Origin of the sequence: Antarctobacter sp. (assembly GCF_965277915.1) — a bacterium.
GTDB lineage: Bacteria > Pseudomonadota > Alphaproteobacteria > Rhodobacterales > Rhodobacteraceae > Antarctobacter.
Window position 1 is genome coordinate 199,875 of sequence record NZ_OZ255849.1, and the last position, 14,530, is coordinate 214,404.

Here is a 14,530-nt window from a genome sequence, read left to right on the forward strand (position 1 = left end):
GATGCTTAGTCGACCGTCGGGACGTCAAAGCCGTTTTCCTCGAACCAGCGGACAGCGCCCGGGTGGAACGGGACCACGGTGTTCTTGACAACGTTTTCCGGCAGGGTTTCCCGTGCGGCAGCGTGGTTTGTCATCATGCGGTCGTGGTTTTCCATCGCCAGCGCGGTGATTTCGTAGGCGAGACTTTCCGGCATGTCTTTGTGCGCAATGGCAAAGTTCCAAAGCGACACGGTCTGCAGCGGGTCGGGCTGATCGTCGTAGGTGTCAGCCGGGATGGTGAAATCCGCCATCGCCGGCACGATTTCCTTCATCGTCGCCAGCGTCTCTGCGTCCATCGACAGGAAACGCACGTCGTTCTCGACTGCAAGTTGCGCATAGGCGCCGGTCGGCAGACCCGCAGCATAAACGAATGCGTCAATCAGTCCGTCCTTCAGTTGGCCTGCTGTATCGGACCCACCCGCAAAGGACAGCTTCACGTTTTCATAGCCTTCGGCGTTCTCGAAGAAACGGGACCAGTAGGTTGCCGATGTGCCGCCCGCCGGGCCGACCCCCACGCGTTTGCCTTGCAGATCCTGAAAGCTCTCGATGTCCGACGAGGCCAGAACAGCGGCCTGAAGCGGTGTCTGGTACATCGGGAACAGGGCCCGCACGTTCTCGTGCGGCGTCCCGGGCATCAGCGGGCTTTCACCGCGGCGTGCCTCGTCGGCGGGTCCGAGGGTGACAAAGCCAAGCTGGTGCTCGCCGGTTTCCACGAGTGTGACGTTCTGTACCGGGCCGCCGGTGATCTCGACCCCGGCATTGACGCCCAGTTCTTCGCTGATCATCGCGCCGAAACCGCTGCCGTAGCCGAAATAGGTGCCCCCCTGGCTGCCGGTGCCGATGGTGATGCTGGCTGGCCAATCTGCATTGTCCTGTGCGACTGCGGGCAACGCGACCACGCAAGCAGCGGCTGCAAGGAATGTCGTGAATTTCATGGGTTTCCTCCTCCGTTGTATTCCCTGTTGCGCGCCTGCTGGAGGCGCGTCCTCCGAATGGGATAGTGGGCGAAGGACCGTGCGCGACTCAATTCGGCACGGATTATATTCATTCACGTTATAATTGTGGCGAAGCCAATGGGCGCTTCAGGCGACCAGCGCGGAACCGGCGCCTATCGCCGGGGAGGCAATGCATAGGTTTTTCAGGTGTGGGGGCTGCAAGGCAAGTTGAGTGCTTGCGGCAACGGCCGGCGTTTCAGGTCCGGCGCTGATATCCGGCACCTCTGGCTTGCGATTGGTTGCGCCTGCATACGGCTTCGGTAGCGACCTGCCAAAGGCATTGAGTGTCTTGCCCGTACCCAGCCTTCAGGGGAAGCGCCTCGGATCGCGGGTCCATCGCCATGATCCGACCCGGGCGGCAGTCCGCCCGGGTCGGTTAGTGCTCTGAAACTCAGGTCTGGTCAGGATTACCGGGAATAATAGGCCGCGACGGCGTCTTCGGCGACCTGCTGAAGGAAGGCCGCGTCCTCTTCCGATACAGAGCCGAAATAGTCGTAGGGATTGCCAACGACGGATTCGCCGTAGAGCGCTGCATAGGTCGTGGCCGCCGCCAGGTACGTGCCGAGAAGGGTCGGGTGGCTGCCGTCGAAATCCTTGTGCAAATTGATGTCTGGCTGTCGTTCATAAGCCATTTCGAAAGCGAGACCGACAGGGATCACCAACGCGTCGAGCGTGTTGCCGGCCGCAGTGTACCCTGCGTCGACCTTGTCGAACATCCCGGGATCATATCGGCGGTGGTCATCGCTGTAGGCAGGGGTCATGTAGAGTGCGGTTTTTGCGCCGGTGGCGGCGATGGCGGCCTGCATCTCCTTGGCGGCGTCATTGAAACGTTTGACCTTTTCGTCGGTGGTCATGGCCGTCGAATGACCCTGGAGGATGACCACGTCAAAGGGGTCGTCGACGCCCAGCTTGCCGGGTTCGAGGTGGCTGTCGATATCGTGGTGATCGAGATAGGCGCCGGAAATCGTCGCCGACTTGTAGGTGAAGCTGTCATCGGGATAGGCAGCGCGCGCCAGTCTGACGACGTGATTGTGCAGGCTGTCGCCGTAGTACAGATAGCTGTTGCCAACGAACAGGAGACGCTTGGGCGCTTCCATGTCCAGGCTGTCGATCTCGGGCGCGTCCTGGGCGATTGCGGGCAGCGCGGCAAAGCATGCGGCGGCGGCAAGGATTGTCTTGAATTTCATGGGTTTTCTCCTCCGGTATTTCTTGTGGCGCACTTTGGACGTGCACGCCCTGCATCTGGAAGCGTGGGCAAGGCAGCTTGCCCAACTCAATTCGACATAGATTATATTCTCTCGCGGTTTAATCAGGCAGAGGCTTCGAGCGCCTCCAGTTCAGCCTCAAGAACGGTCAGGAACACGTCCCGCAGTGGATCGCGCGTGCCTCTTGCCCAGGAGGCGGCGAGGATCAGTTTCGCCTGCGATGTCGCGTCCGTCTTGGCCAACGGGATAAAGCGCACGCCTTCGACCCGTAGCCGCGATGTCCAGCGTGGCACGATTGCAAGACCGGTGCCCGCCGCCACAAGGTTGACGATGGTCTGCTTTTCTTCCGCGATCTGGGCCACGCGCGCCGTCAATCCGGCGCCAAGAAACAGCGACATGGTCAAGTCATGCGAATGAGGCCGGGACCGCCGGTCAGGGACGATCAGCGGTTCTTCGGCAAGATCGGCGATCTCTATCGCCGCGCGGTCGGCCAGCGGGTGAGATTTGGGCAGGGCCACCACGGCGGTCTCGTAAAACAGCGTGCGGAACACCAGCCTTGGATCGCGCACGTCGGGGGGACGGCAGAATGCGATGTCGAGACTGCCGCTGAGCAATTTCGGCAGCAGGTGGATGGTCTTCTGCTCGACGATCTGGATTTCGAGATCCGGGTGCGACTCGTGCAGGGGCTGCAGTATCTGCGGGATCAGCCCGGCGGCCGCGCTGTCGATGGCGCCCACCCGCAGCACATGCGCCTCGGCGGTGCGCACGGCGCGCGCCTTTTCTTCAAGCGCTTCGGCCTGGGTGACCAGGGCGCGCGCATCTTCCAGAACGCGGTTGCCCGCCTCGGTCAGTGACACCGCCCGCGTGGTGCGATGGAACAGGGACACGCCCAGATGGTCCTCGAGTTGCTTGACGTGCCGCCCCAGTGTCGCGGGCAGAATATCCAGCGACTGTGCAGCGCGTCCGAAATGCAGCGTCTCTGCCGCGGCAAGGAAACATTTCAACTGCGTGACGTTCACGATGGGCTCCTGCTCGCTAGTTTATAGCGAAATCTTATATAATCGGTGTGGAATTGAGAAGCCCGGACCGGCGCCTGTAGGCTCTCGCCCAAACGGGACGAGCGTTCACGAGGAGGAGACAACATGACGATCCTGAAAGGCGGGGATACGGCAACGACGCCGTCCGGCGGTGCGCAAGCGGCCAAAGATGCGGTGAAGACCTACAGGATCGCCTCAATCCCGGCCGACGGGATCGGGCCCGAGGTCATCGCGGCGGGCTTGCAAGCGCTCGAGGCACTGGCGCGGCGCGATGGCGGCTTTACCTTCGACGTGACGGCCTTTGACTGGGGATCCGAGCGTTACAAGCAAACCGGCGCACTGATGCCAGAGGACGGGCGCGACCAGATCAAGGATTTCGACGCGATCTTTTTCGGGGCCGTAGGCGCACCCGACGTACCCGACCACGTGACGCTTTGGGGGCTGCGCCTGCCGATCTGCCAGGGCTTTGACCAATACGCCAACGTGCGCCCGACCAAGATCCTGCCCGGCATTACCTCGCCGCTGGCCGGTGTGGGGCCAGGTGACCTCGACTGGGTCATCGTGCGTGAGAATTCCGAGGGTGAATATTCCGGCAACGGTGGCCGCACGCACCAGGGCATGCCCGAGGAAGTGGGCACCGAGGTGTCCATCTTTACCCGCACCGGCGTCACCCGCATCATGCGTTATGCCTTCGAGCTGGCCCGCTCGCGCCCGCGCAAGCTGTTGACCGTGGTCACGAAATCCAATGCCCAGCGGTTCGGCATGGTGATGTGGGACGAGATCGCCGCCGAGGTGGCAAAGGACTTCCCTGACGTGACCTGGGACAAGATGCTGGTCGACGCCATGACTGTGCGCATGGTCAAGGATCCGAAAAGCCTCGACACGATCGTCGCGACCAACCTGCACGCCGATATCCTGTCCGACCTGGCGGGCGCGCTGGCGGGCAGCCTGGGCGTCGCGCCCACCGGCAATATCGACCCCGAGCGCCGCTACCCGTCGATGTTCGAACCGATCCACGGCTCGGCCTTCGACATCACCGGCAAGGGCATCGCCAACCCGGTGGCCACCTTCTGGACCGCCAGCCAGATGCTCGACCATCTTGGCGAGGCTGACGCCGCGAACCGGCTGATGCGCGCGGTGGAAAAGGTCTGCGCCGACGGTATCCTGACCCCTGACGTGGGCGGCAAGGCCACCACGCAGGAGGTAACAGACGCGGTGTGCGAAGCGATCCGCGGCGAGAATATCTGAGCCTCTGGAGCATGACGCACGATGACGCGCGCGGCCTGCTGGGCCGTATGCTGCGGGCAGCAATCGGCGCTGCCGATCCTGCACGTGTCCTTGCCGCGCACCTGCCGGAAAAATCGCGCGGTCGATGCATCGTGGTTGGCGGCGGCAAGTCGGCCGCCTCCATGGCGCAGGCGGTTGAACGCGCCTGGCCCGATGTGGACCTGTCCGGCGTCGTCGTGATGCGCTACGGGCACGCGGTGCCCACGGACCGGATCACCCTGCGCGAGGCATCGCACCCGGTTCCCGACGCCGCGCGCGCCGCAACGGTCGAACTCATGTTCGCGGTCGCCGAAGCCGAACCCGACGACCTCGTTCTCGTGCTGATCTCTGGCGGCGAGACCACCGTGACGGTTGGCGACGGGCCTCCCGGCAGGGGTGGACGCAATACCGAGTTCCTGCTCTCTCTCGCGCTCGCGCTGGACGGTCACAAATTGATCTCCGCGATCGCGGCCGACACCGACGGGATCGATGGGACAGAGACCGCTGCCGGTGCGATCATCGATCCCGATTTTCAGGGCGATGCGGCCCGCCGCGGCATCGACGTGCGTTGCAAGCTCGAGATGCACGACAGCTTTACGGTGTTCGAGAAACTCGGCAGTCTAGTTACAACGGGGCCAACGTTGACAAATGTGAGTGACTTCCGGGCGATCTTGGTCCAAGCGTGAACGCGCCGTCAGAGCGCCCTGTGAAGGCAGCCATTGGCGAGGGGCCGTCAGGTGCCGCGTTGACGCGTATCCAGCCGGGCTCGCCTCGGCAGCCCGCCAATGTCGGGCGCGACAGCCGGAGGAGGTGGCAGGAATGGCTGGACTTTTGCGTCGTCGAAGCCATCGACGACGTGCCGGAACCCATCAGCGTGCGGACGTGAGCCCAAAACAACATGGGCAAGGAGGGAAGGCTTCTCGCTCACAGCCCGGGAATTGCTGCATGAATTCTACGCCGAGACCCCCACAAGACTGGGGGCTGTTCTTCAAGTCCCTTTCCCGACGGTTTCCCGTCGCCGCCAGCCTCTTGCGTCAGGCCGGCGGCATCAAAGCCCGCAATTGTATCGTGTATGAATGGAGATTTGGGTTGGCGCCGGGTTCGCAACACCGGCGCCGCTTGCATGCGCACGGATCCATTCTAGGGCGCTTGCGACCTCGCCGACGAAGTCATGCGAAATCACGTAGTCCATCGTTCCTGCCTCCAGCAGTCCGCGCGAACAGGGGGGCAATTCGTGCCCGACAAAGACCGTTTCATGGGTCTTGCCGAACGCCTACAGCGCCTCGGCCACGCCGAGGTTCGCGCCTGCCAGGTTGTAGACCGCCGCCGGGCAACCATGCGCCTCGATATGGGCGACCAACTGTTCGCGGGTCGTGCCGGTGCTGTCGTCCGAGGTCACCCGTTCCTCGATCTTAAGGTGCGGGAACTCGCAGCGCAGCACGCGTCGAAACCCCATTTCGCGTTCTTGTTGTGAACGAAACGCTGAGTGTCAGAAGAATGCTGTTGCGTTTCTCGGGCAGAATCTGGCCGATCAACTGCGCGGCGACGCTGCCAGCGGCGTATTGGTCATTGCCGATGTAGGCCGAGCGGCGTGAAGAAGGCAGATCCGTCGTCAGGGTCACAACCGGTTGGCCAGAGCCCAACAGCTTGCGGATCGTGCGATTGATCGCCGGGTGCTCGCGCGCGATGACGATCACGCCGTCGGCTTCGGCAGCGTCCTCGATGTTGCTGGCAAACGGGAGCGGGTCCATTTCGTTGGTCGAATCGTAGTGGCCATCGATCTCGATGCCAGTGACGCTCCGGTTGACCCGGTCGACGGCCAGTTCGACCATCGCGTTAGAGCTTTCGCCGGAATCGCAGAGTAGCCGGATCCGCAGTGACGTCGCGGCCTCGCCCTGTTCATGCTTCAGCTTGTCGAAGGCGGCAAGCACTCTCGTCCGGGTCTTTTCCTTGACGCCGGGACGGTTGTTGAGGACGCGGTCGACCGAGGCTGTGCCGACCCCGGCCAGCTTCGCGGTCTCCTCGACCGTCGGCCCCTTCCAGCGGCCCTTGGCTGAGGTCATGGCCATCTCGTTCTCCAGGTTTTGATGTTATTAACATCAAGAACCAAGAAATGCGTCTCATCAAGTGATGTTTCGGGCCGAATTGCAGCCAATTTGGATCGTCGAGACGGCGGGATATCAGAGGAGGAAATCGGCATGAAATTCACCACAACCATCGCAGCCACGGCCGTTGCCGCCAGCCTGTCCACAGGTGCCATGGCACAGGACATCGCAGTGAGTGTTGGCTCTGCGCAGGACGGTTTCTGGAATACGGTCAAAAAGGGTGCGGAGGACGCCGCACTGATGGTCGATGACAACTGTGGTACAGTGAATTTCCTACAGACGTAGAACTACGACAACTTTGGTCCGGACCTGGTTTCGCTGATCGAACCAGCGGTTGCGCAGGGCGTCGATGGCATCGCCATCCCGAACTGGCTGCCCGAACAGGAAACGCCCGCCCTGAAGGTCGCGGCGGATCAGGGCATCGCGATCATGTCGTTCGACGCGGGCCAGCGGGAAATGGGTGAATACGGCGCGACCAAGATCATGTGCCACATCCAGAACCCCTATGCGGTCAACCTGGAACCCCGCTGCAAGGGTGTTCAGGACGGTGCCGCCGAAGCGGAGGCCGAAACCTAGATCCTGCGGGTTCCGGCCACCCTCGACCAGGACATGGTCGGTACGTCCGAGGTCATCAAATCCGAACTGATTGTCGATCCGGACATCGATGCGGTTATCAACCTCGCGGCCCGGGCGGCTGACGCTTCTGCATCGGCCATCGACCGTATCTAGGCCGGAACGCAAACCATGGCGATCCTCCAACTACCCTACCTGCAGGGTTTCCTGTCGACGTCGATGCTGTTATCGAACCTGAAGTTCTGCACCGAACGGGCCATCAAGCCCGTCCTGACCGGTCCGGCCATCGTCGACGCATCGAACGTCGAGACCTCCATCGAGGGCGTGAAGCTCGGCGCGCGCTGATCCTTCCTCTGCGAAACGGGACCTCGTCGGTCGCCGACCGGGTCCCCTCCAACGCCCCACCCAAGGTGGCGTGCGTGCGATACATTTCTGGAGAGGGCTCAATGACCGACACAACTTCCAAAGGCGGTTTCAGTGGAATCCCAAGCGCCGAAGAAACCTCTTCTAGCTTTTCCTTCGGAGTCCTCATGCGCAGCCCTGCAGCGGCGGCCTTCATGGGTTTCGCGATGTTGTTCATCGTATTCGCCATATTCGGATTTCAGCGCAATTTCCTTTCGGTCGGCGGTGTGTTGACCTGGGTGAACTTTGCCTCGACCGTCGGCATGGTTGCGATCCCGGTTGATTTCCTCATGATCGCGGGAGAGCATGCTGTTTCCACCGGCGCGGTCCTTCCGGCCTCTGCCATGACGGTTGCAATAATCTCTGGCTACTACGAGATGCCCATCCTGCTCGGGATATTCGCGTCACTCGCGGTCGGCGCGCTGCTCGGCTTCGTCAACGGCATGATCGTGACCCGCACGCAGGTGCCGTCCTTCATCGTCACGCTGGCCACGCTTTTCGCGGTTGCCGGTCTGACGCTGACCCTGTTGTCAACAGCGGAGCAAAAATCCGGCTAGTTTGGGGTGCGCGCCTTGGAGCGTGTGGCCCGCAAGTGGTAAGCACGTTCCAATGTGCATTGGCCGTCAGTCCAATTTGTTGAGGATCACTTATTGGTGGCGGCCGGGCGGGCACGGCTTTGGTTGAGACGGCAGTTTTCGCCGTTCATTTCCAGGATGTTGACGTGATGGGTCAGGCGGTCCAGCAGCGCGCCTTTCAAGCGCTCGGTGCCGAAGGTTTCGGTCCATTCCTCGAAAGGGAGATTGCTTGTGATCACTGTTGAGCCGCGCTCGTCGCGCTGTGAGATCAGTTCGAACAGGAGCTCGGCGCCGGTCTTGCCGAGCGGCACGAAGCCCAGCTCGTCGATGATCTGCAGCCTGATCATGGCCAGCTTGCGTTGAAGCTGCAGAAGGCGCTTTTCGTCGCGGGTTTCCATCATCTCGTGCACGAGAGCCGCGGCGGTCACGAAGGCGACGCGGGTGACGATGTCCTTGATTCAGACCGCTCGGTGGCCATAGGCAATCGGCACCGAGCAATCGTTGCCGCGATAGCGCACCACCGAGGTGGAGGTGACCTGGCCGCTTTGCAGATCGCAGGCTTCGAAAGGGCGCGGCGGGCAAATCCTGCATCGCCGCCAGATCGGCTTGCAGCCGTTCGCCAATGCTGGTCGTGTGGCCGCGCAGGACATCGCCCTGCCGTTTGCGGCATTGCTCTTCCAAATGAGCATTGAACGCGGCCCGGTCCGGAAAGGACGGAATCGGCACCATGAAGTTGCGCCGCGCGTAGCCGACCAGACCCTCCACGGCTCCTTTGTCGTTGCCCGTGCCGGGTCGCCCGTAGCCGTCGTCGATCACGTAGTGAGACATCAATGCGCTGAACCGTTGTGTTCGCTTCCGGGGGCCATCGGGCAGAACCCTTGCAACCAGACAGCGGTCATTGTCGTAGAGGATCGACCGGGGGACCGCGCCGAAGAACGCAAAGGCATGGACGTGCCCATCCAGCCAGGCCTCGGTGGTGGCCGCAGGATAGGCCCGGATAAGACAGGCAACCCTGTGCGGCAGGTCAAAGGCGAAGAAATGCGCCTTCTGCTCCACCCCGCAGATCACGACCAAAGATTCGCCGAAAACCGCCTGTGCGTGTCCCGGCGGATGGCTGAGCGGCACGAACATCTCCTTGCCGGACCGCTTCCGAGCCAGCACTTATCCCGCAACCGCTCGAAGATCCGCTTTGCGGTGTGGCGCTGCTTGCGTGGCCGGACTTTGTCCCCAACCGGCCACTGGTCAATCTGATCCGTGAACGGGTCCAGCTTCGGCCGCCGGATCGGCGCCACCCGCGACACCACAACGGCGCCGCTACCGTGGCCGAGTATTGCTCTGCCGTTTACACACCGGGGTCGGGGATGAGCACATGGGCCGCTTCATCACCGAACAGCTTGCGCGGGAAGGCGTCAGCACGGAAGGCGTGAAGGTGGACCCCGACCGGCTGACCGCGCTGGTCCTGCTGGGCATCCGGGATCAGGAACAGTTCCCGCTGATCTTCTACCGCGAAAACTGTGCCGACATGGCACTGACCGAAAATGACATCGACGAGGCGTTCATTCGCCGGGCGCGCTCGGTCGTGGCCACGGGCACGCATCTGTCGCACCCACAGGTCGAGGCGGCGACGCTGAAGGCTTTGACCATCGCACGCGAGGCGGGCCTGCAGACCGCGCTGGACATCGATTATCGTCCCAATCTCTGGGGCGTTGCGGGCCATGGCGACGGCGAAAGCCGCTTTGTCGAAAGCGCCAAGGTGACGGCCAAGCTGCAGGAAAGCCTGCACTTGTTCGATCTGATCGTCGGGACCGAGGAAGAGTTTCACATTGCGGGCGGCAGCACCGACACCATCGAAGCGCTGCGCGCGGTGCGCAAGGTGTCCAAGGCCACGCTGGTCTGCAAGCGCGGGGCGGCGGGGGCGGTGGCCTTCACCGGCGACGTGCCCAACAGCCTGGATGACGGCGAGGCCGGGCCGGGTTTTCCCATCGAGGTTTTCAACGTGCTGGGGGCCGGGGATGGCTTCATGTCCGGGCTGCTCAAAGGGTGGCTGGACGGTGAGGATTGGCCGACGGCGCTGAAATACGCCAACGCCTGCGGCGCCTTCGCTGTCTCGCGCCATGGCTGCACGCCTGCCTACCCCAGCTGGGAGGAGCTGCAATTCTTCTTTGACCGAGGCATCAAACGCCCCGACCTGCGTCATGATGCCGAACTGGAGCAGGTGCATTGGGCCACCAATCGGCATGGGGACTGGTCCTCTGTCCGGACCTTCGCCTTCGATCATCGGCTGCAACTAGAGGAAATGGAGGGGTACACGCTGCAAAAGGGTGCCGCATTCAAGGAGCTTTGCCTCGATGCCGCCTTGCAGGTTGCCGATGGCAAGCAGGGTTATGGCATCCTTTGCGACAACCGCATCGGGCGCACCGCCCTGCACCGTGCCTCTGGCACCGGCCTGTGGATCGGGCGGCCGACGGAACTGCCGGGCTCGCGCCCCATCGAGTTTGAACCGGACCTGGGCGAGGATTTCGGCCGATTCCGTGAATGGGCGCGCGAAAACGTGGTCAAGCTGCTGGTCTTCGTCCACCCGGGCGACGACGCGGAGACGATGGAAACCCATATCCGCAGGGTTCGCCGCCTGTTCACGGCTGCCCGGCGCAACGGTCTGGAGTTCCTGCTGGAAATCATCCCGTCCAAGGTTGGTCCGGTAGACGATGAGACCTCGGCCAAGCTGATCCAGACGTTCTACGAGGCGGGCATTTACCCCGACTGGTGGAAGCTGGAGCCGTTCAAGACCGAAGCCGCATGGCAGAACGCCGTGGACGCCATCACCCGCAACGACCCGCGCACGCGCGGCATCGTGGTGCTGGGGCTGGATGCGCCGGAGGCCGAACTGGCGGCCAGCTTTGCGCTGGCGGCGAAACAGCCGTTGGTCAAGGGCTTCGCCGTGGGCCGCACGATCTTTGGCAATGCCGCGCGGAACTGGCTGGCGGGCAACAACACCGACGGCGAAGCGGTGTCCGAGATGGCCGAGAACTACAGCCGACTATGCACCATCTGGGACCAGGCCAGAAACGAGGCCCGGAAGGGCGACAAGGAGGATGCCGCATGACCGGGACGATCCGTCTGACCGCCGCGCAGGCCATGGTGCGCTATATCGCGGCGCAGATGACCGAACAGGGCGACAGGTTCATCGAGGGCTGCTGGGCGATTTTCGGCCACGGTAACGTGGCCGGTATCGGCGAGGCGCTGCACGCCAACAAGGACACCTTCCCGACATGGCGCGGGCACAACGAGCAGACCATGGCCCATGCCGCGATTGCCTATGCCAAGCAGTCTGGGCGCCGCAAGGCGATGGCGGTGACCTCCTCCATCGGGCCGGGGGCCGCCAACATGCTGACGGCGGCCGCGCTGGCGCATGTGAACCGGCTGCCGGTGCTGCTGATCCCCGGCGATGTCTTTGCCGACCGTGGCCCCGATCCGGTGCTGCAACAGGTCGAGGACTGGACCGACGGCACGGTGACGGTGAACGACGCCTTCAAACCGTTGACACGCTACTTCGACCGCATCACTCGGCCCGAGCAATTGCTCACCGCGCTGCCGCGTGCCTTTCGCGTCATGACCGACCCGGCAGAATGCGGGCCGGTCTGCCTGTCCTTCTGCCAGGACGTGCAGGCAGAAGCCTATGACTACCCGGAAAGCTTCTTTGCGCCACGCGTCTGGCGTCAGCGCCGCATCCGCCCGGACGAGGCGGAACTGGCTGAAATGGCCGAGATGATCCGCGCCGCCAAACGCCCCGTGATCGTCGCCGGGGGCGGTGTGCATTACGCGGGTGCGACCGATGAATTGGCGCGCTTTGTGGAGGCGCATAACATCCCCGTTGCCGAAACGCAGGCGGGCAAATCCGCGCTGCCCTGGGATCATGCGCTGAACATGGGGCCCATCGGTGTCACGGGCGGCGCGGCGGCCAATACGGTTTGCGCCGAGGCCGATCTTGTCCTTGGCGTGGGAACGCGGTTTCAGGATTTCACGACCGGATCCTGGGGGCTCTTCGCAAACCCCGAGCGCAAGCTGGCCTCGCTCAACGTCGCCGCCTATGACGCGATGAAGCATGGCGCCACGCCGCTGATGTCCGACGCGCTGATCGGCCTCAAGGAACTTGGGCAGGCGCTTGACGGCTTCACCTCACCGGGCAAGACCGACGGGCTGAAGGACGACTGGTTCGGCAAGGTCGATCCGCTGACCGACGCACCAGAGGACAGCAACCAGTTGCCCACCGACATGCAGGTGATCGGCGCGGTGCAGCGTGCGGCCAACGCGGAAACCGTGGTGATGTGCGCCGCCGGCACCATGCCGGGAGAGTTGCACAAGCTGTGGAAGGCGGGCAAGCCGGGCAGCTACCACATGGAATACGGGTTCAGCTGCATGGGATATGAAATCGCGGGCGCAATGGGCATCAAGATGGCGCAGCCGGAGCGCGACGTGATCTGCTTTACCGGCGACGGCACCTACATGATGGCCAACTCGGAAATGGCCACCGCGGCGATGATGGGCATTCCCTTCACCGTGGTGGTGACCGACAACCGCGGCTATGGCTGCATCAACCGGCTGCAGATGGGCTGCGGCGGGGCCGAGTTCAACAACCTGCTGGACCACGCGATCGGCGGCGAAAACTCCAACATCGACTTTGCCAAACACGCCGAGGCGATGGGGGCAATATCGGTCAAGGTCGGCTCGATTGCCGAGCTGGAGTCGGCCCTGGCAAAACGCGGTGAGCACAAGAAACCCTATGTCATCGTGATCGACACCGATCCGTATCCCTCCACCGAACATGGCGGGACATGGTGGGATGTCGGTGTCCCCGAGGTGTCCGCGCGCGAAGAGGTGAACAACGCCCGCGCCAATTACGAGGCCAAGAAGAAATTGCAGAGGGTCGACTGATGGCTGTGAAGATCGGCATTTCCCTGATCGCCTGGCAGAACGACGACCTGCCGGATCTGACAAGGGACTACACCACCGAGGGCGCGATGGAGGACGCGGCGAAGATCGGCTATGCCGGTGTCGAACGCGGTCGCCGGATGCCTGCCGACACGGAAGGTCTGCGCGCCTATCTTGACCGCTATGGCGTGGCGCTTTGCGGCGGCTGGTGTTCGGGCAACCTGCTGGTCAATGACATCGAGACCGAAAAGGAAGCGATCCGCGAACAGGTCGAACAATTCGCCGCCCTGAACGCCCCCTGCATCGTCTACGCCGAGTGTTCCAACACCATTCAAGGGGCGCAGGACATCCCCGTTTCGCGACGGCCCAAGCTGACGCGCGACGAGGTCATGGCCTATGGCGCCAAGCTGTCGGAAGTGGCGAAATGGGCGCGCGGCAAGGGCACCGACCTCAGCTATCATCACCACATGGGCGCCATCGTGCAGGACGCCGAGGATATCGATTGGTTGATGGAAGGGTCCACCGATGATCTGATGTTGCTCTATGACACCGGGCACCTGCATTTTGCCGGGGCGGACCCGGTGGCGGTGTTGGATAAATGGGGCCACCGGGTGCACCACGTGCACTTCAAGGACGTGCGTCCGCCCGTGCTCGACTGGGTCCACAGGGAAGACAAAAGCTTTCTCGACGGCGTGGCGTCAGGCGTCTACTCGGTGCCGGGCGATCCGGAGGGCTGTATCGACTTCCAGGCGGTGACCGACAAGCTGAAGGCGATGGATTACACCGGCTGGATCGTCGTCGAGGCCGAGCAGGACCCGGCAAAGGCGCCCCCGTTCGAATATTCGAAGCTGGGCTATGACCATATCGTCGATAATTGCACATGCTCCGGTTTGACCATCGAGCGTTAGCAGGTGCTGGACATTGGCGGGGCCTCGACGCCGGATTCAGAGCATGGGTCACACCCGAGGACCAACGGCAGAGACAGGCATGTGCGGGATGGGCAAGACGTGCGGATCACTGATCAACTACGTCGATCTTGAAGGGCGCAGCGCGCCCCGGCATCGTCGATTTCGGCCGGGCTTTGGTCGTACCGGAGCGGCTGGTCCGGGCGAGCCTGTTGCCGATCCCGCTTTCGGTCAGGTCGGTGCGACAGCCGGTGGCGGGGGAGACGCGGCGTCGAACGCGCATGTCTTTGAATTTCGGGTCTCGTTTGGTTCCATTTCCGCTGGCGGCGAAACAGTTCAACTGCCGCTGCTGCCGCTCTGTGCGAAACGCCCTGCAGTGCCTGGCGAGTTGCGACGCCGATAATGGTAACCAGTTCCGCGATCGCGTAAATCTTGATCACATAAGATCCGATAATGGGAATATAATCATTAATCAGGTCCGATAAATGGTCCTGTCTTT

At 62.8% G+C, this 14,530-nt stretch carries 16 protein-coding genes and 2 pseudogenes; 9 read left to right on the forward strand and 9 right to left on the reverse strand.

Features of this window, described 5'->3' with window-relative positions; genetic code table 11:
- Positions 1-5 precede the first annotated feature (5 nt).
- From ACQY5B_RS01885 to ACQY5B_RS01895, 3 genes are all read right to left on the reverse strand, one after another.
- A complete protein-coding gene (locus ACQY5B_RS01885) occupies positions 6-974 on the reverse strand; it encodes a TAXI family TRAP transporter solute-binding subunit (RefSeq protein ID WP_305967817.1) in 969 nt (322 codons plus the stop codon).
- Between the two features lie 467 nt (positions 975-1,441).
- Entirely contained in the window at positions 1,442-2,221 is a 780-nt protein-coding gene (locus ACQY5B_RS01890) for an SGNH/GDSL hydrolase family protein (RefSeq protein WP_420326624.1), read from the reverse strand.
- 122 nt (positions 2,222-2,343) lie between these two features.
- Positions 2,344-3,258, reverse strand: coding sequence for a LysR family transcriptional regulator (locus ACQY5B_RS01895; RefSeq protein WP_420326622.1), 915 nt, complete (start codon positions 3,256-3,258; stop codon positions 2,344-2,346).
- A gap of 192 nt (positions 3,259-3,450) precedes the next feature.
- Here ACQY5B_RS01895 and ACQY5B_RS01900 point away from each other — a divergent pair, with 192 nt between their 5' ends.
- From ACQY5B_RS01900 to ACQY5B_RS01910, 3 genes are read left to right on the forward strand one after another with little or no spacing between them, the layout of a single operon-like run.
- The gene (locus ACQY5B_RS01900; protein ID WP_420328726.1) at positions 3,451-4,524 is read left to right on the forward strand and encodes a tartrate dehydrogenase; all 1,074 of its coding nucleotides are present in this window, start codon (positions 3,451-3,453) and stop codon (positions 4,522-4,524) included.
- A gap of 11 nt (positions 4,525-4,535) precedes the next feature.
- Positions 4,536-5,228, forward strand: coding sequence for an MOFRL family protein (locus ACQY5B_RS01905; protein ID WP_420326621.1), 693 nt, complete (start codon positions 4,536-4,538; stop codon positions 5,226-5,228).
- 20 nt (positions 5,229-5,248) lie between these two features.
- Positions 5,249-5,428, forward strand: a complete 180-nt coding sequence (locus ACQY5B_RS01910; RefSeq protein ID WP_420326619.1) for a hypothetical protein — start codon at positions 5,249-5,251, stop codon at positions 5,426-5,428.
- Positions 5,429-5,815: 387 nt separating this feature from the next.
- Here the strand turns inward: ACQY5B_RS01910 and ACQY5B_RS01915 are convergent, their stop codons facing one another.
- On the reverse strand, positions 5,816-5,998 hold the full coding sequence (locus tag ACQY5B_RS01915; protein ID WP_420326618.1) for a type 1 periplasmic-binding domain-containing protein: 183 nt from the start codon (positions 5,996-5,998) through the stop codon (positions 5,816-5,818).
- The gene (locus ACQY5B_RS01920) at positions 5,955-6,611 is read right to left on the reverse strand and encodes a substrate-binding domain-containing protein (RefSeq protein ID WP_420326617.1); all 657 of its coding nucleotides are present in this window, start codon (positions 6,609-6,611) and stop codon (positions 5,955-5,957) included. Before ACQY5B_RS01920 ends, ACQY5B_RS01915 begins: the two co-directional genes overlap by 44 nt.
- 129 nt (positions 6,612-6,740) lie before the next feature.
- On the opposite strand from ACQY5B_RS01920, the gene ACQY5B_RS01925 reads away from it, so the two are divergent.
- Positions 6,741-6,932 (forward strand): hypothetical protein, encoded by a 192-nt coding sequence (locus ACQY5B_RS01925; RefSeq protein ID WP_420326616.1) that lies wholly within the window; start codon positions 6,741-6,743, stop codon positions 6,930-6,932.
- On the opposite strand, the gene ACQY5B_RS01930 is transcribed toward ACQY5B_RS01925, so the two are convergent.
- Positions 6,921-7,406 (reverse strand): hypothetical protein, encoded by a 486-nt coding sequence (locus ACQY5B_RS01930; protein ID WP_420326615.1) that lies wholly within the window; start codon positions 7,404-7,406, stop codon positions 6,921-6,923. The genes ACQY5B_RS01925 and ACQY5B_RS01930 overlap by 12 nt on opposite strands.
- Between ACQY5B_RS01930 and ACQY5B_RS01935 the strand changes: the two genes are divergently transcribed.
- Both ACQY5B_RS01935 and ACQY5B_RS01940 read left to right on the forward strand, forming a co-directional pair.
- On the forward strand, positions 7,392-7,565 hold the full coding sequence (locus ACQY5B_RS01935; protein ID WP_420326614.1) for a hypothetical protein: 174 nt from the start codon (positions 7,392-7,394) through the stop codon (positions 7,563-7,565). The genes ACQY5B_RS01930 and ACQY5B_RS01935 overlap by 15 nt on opposite strands.
- A 101-nt stretch (positions 7,566-7,666) precedes the next feature.
- Positions 7,667-8,179, forward strand: coding sequence for an ABC transporter permease (locus tag ACQY5B_RS01940; RefSeq protein ID WP_420326613.1), 513 nt, complete (start codon positions 7,667-7,669; stop codon positions 8,177-8,179).
- Between the two features lie 86 nt (positions 8,180-8,265).
- Here ACQY5B_RS01940 and ACQY5B_RS01945 read toward each other — a convergent pair.
- A pseudogene (locus ACQY5B_RS01945) lies at positions 8,266-8,634 on the reverse strand (ATP-binding protein); the annotation flags it as partial.
- A 24-nt stretch (positions 8,635-8,658) separates the two neighbouring features.
- Positions 8,659-9,477, reverse strand: a pseudogene (gene istA, locus ACQY5B_RS01950) (IS21 family transposase); the annotation flags it as partial.
- An 89-nt stretch (positions 9,478-9,566) separates the two neighbouring features.
- On the opposite strand from istA, the gene iolC reads away from it, so the two are divergent.
- The 3 genes from iolC to iolE are packed head-to-tail and all read left to right on the forward strand — an operon-like array spanning position 9,567 to position 14,034.
- Entirely contained in the window at positions 9,567-11,300 is a 1,734-nt protein-coding gene (gene iolC, locus ACQY5B_RS01955) for a 5-dehydro-2-deoxygluconokinase (protein WP_420326612.1), read from the forward strand.
- A complete protein-coding gene (iolD, locus tag ACQY5B_RS01960) occupies positions 11,297-13,129 on the forward strand; it encodes a 3D-(3,5/4)-trihydroxycyclohexane-1,2-dione acylhydrolase (decyclizing) (RefSeq protein WP_420325827.1) in 1,833 nt (610 codons plus the stop codon). Before iolC ends, iolD begins: the two co-directional genes overlap by 4 nt.
- The gene (gene iolE / locus ACQY5B_RS01965) at positions 13,129-14,034 is read left to right on the forward strand and encodes a myo-inosose-2 dehydratase (protein WP_420326610.1); all 906 of its coding nucleotides are present in this window, start codon (positions 13,129-13,131) and stop codon (positions 14,032-14,034) included. Before iolD ends, iolE begins: the two co-directional genes overlap by 1 nt.
- Positions 14,035-14,140: 106 nt before the next feature.
- On the opposite strand, the gene ACQY5B_RS01970 is transcribed toward iolE, so the two are convergent.
- A complete protein-coding gene (locus ACQY5B_RS01970) occupies positions 14,141-14,314 on the reverse strand; it encodes a hypothetical protein (protein ID WP_420328733.1) in 174 nt (57 codons plus the stop codon).
- Between the last annotated feature and the right edge of the window lie 216 nt (positions 14,315-14,530).

Bases quoted from the DNA above. Each gene is read 5' to 3' on its own strand.
- ACQY5B_RS01885 (WP_305967817.1), bottom strand. From the start codon at position 974: ATGAAATTCACGACATTCCTTGCAGCCGCTGCTTGCGTGGTCGCGTTG.
- ACQY5B_RS01890 (WP_420326624.1), bottom strand. From the start codon at position 2,221: ATGAAATTCAAGACAATCCTTGCCGCCGCCGCATGCTTTGCCGCGCTG.
- ACQY5B_RS01905 (WP_420326621.1), top strand. From the start codon at position 4,536: ATGACGCACGATGACGCGCGCGGCCTGCTGGGCCGTATGCTGCGGGCA.
- ACQY5B_RS01915 (WP_420326618.1), bottom strand. From the start codon at position 5,998: ATGGGGTTTCGACGCGTGCTGCGCTGCGAGTTCCCGCACCTTAAGATC.
- ACQY5B_RS01920 (WP_420326617.1), bottom strand. From the start codon at position 6,611: ATGGCCATGACCTCAGCCAAGGGCCGCTGGAAGGGGCCGACGGTCGAG.
- ACQY5B_RS01925 (WP_420326616.1), top strand. From the start codon at position 6,741: ATGAAATTCACCACAACCATCGCAGCCACGGCCGTTGCCGCCAGCCTG.
- ACQY5B_RS01935 (WP_420326614.1), top strand. From the start codon at position 7,392: ATGGCGATCCTCCAACTACCCTACCTGCAGGGTTTCCTGTCGACGTCG.
- ACQY5B_RS01940 (WP_420326613.1), top strand. From the start codon at position 7,667: ATGACCGACACAACTTCCAAAGGCGGTTTCAGTGGAATCCCAAGCGCC.
- iolC (WP_420326612.1), top strand. From the start codon at position 9,567: ATGGGCCGCTTCATCACCGAACAGCTTGCGCGGGAAGGCGTCAGCACG.
- iolD (WP_420325827.1), top strand. From the start codon at position 11,297: ATGACCGGGACGATCCGTCTGACCGCCGCGCAGGCCATGGTGCGCTAT.
- iolE (WP_420326610.1), top strand. From the start codon at position 13,129: ATGGCTGTGAAGATCGGCATTTCCCTGATCGCCTGGCAGAACGACGAC.
- ACQY5B_RS01970 (WP_420328733.1), bottom strand. From the start codon at position 14,314: ATGCGCGTTCGACGCCGCGTCTCCCCCGCCACCGGCTGTCGCACCGAC.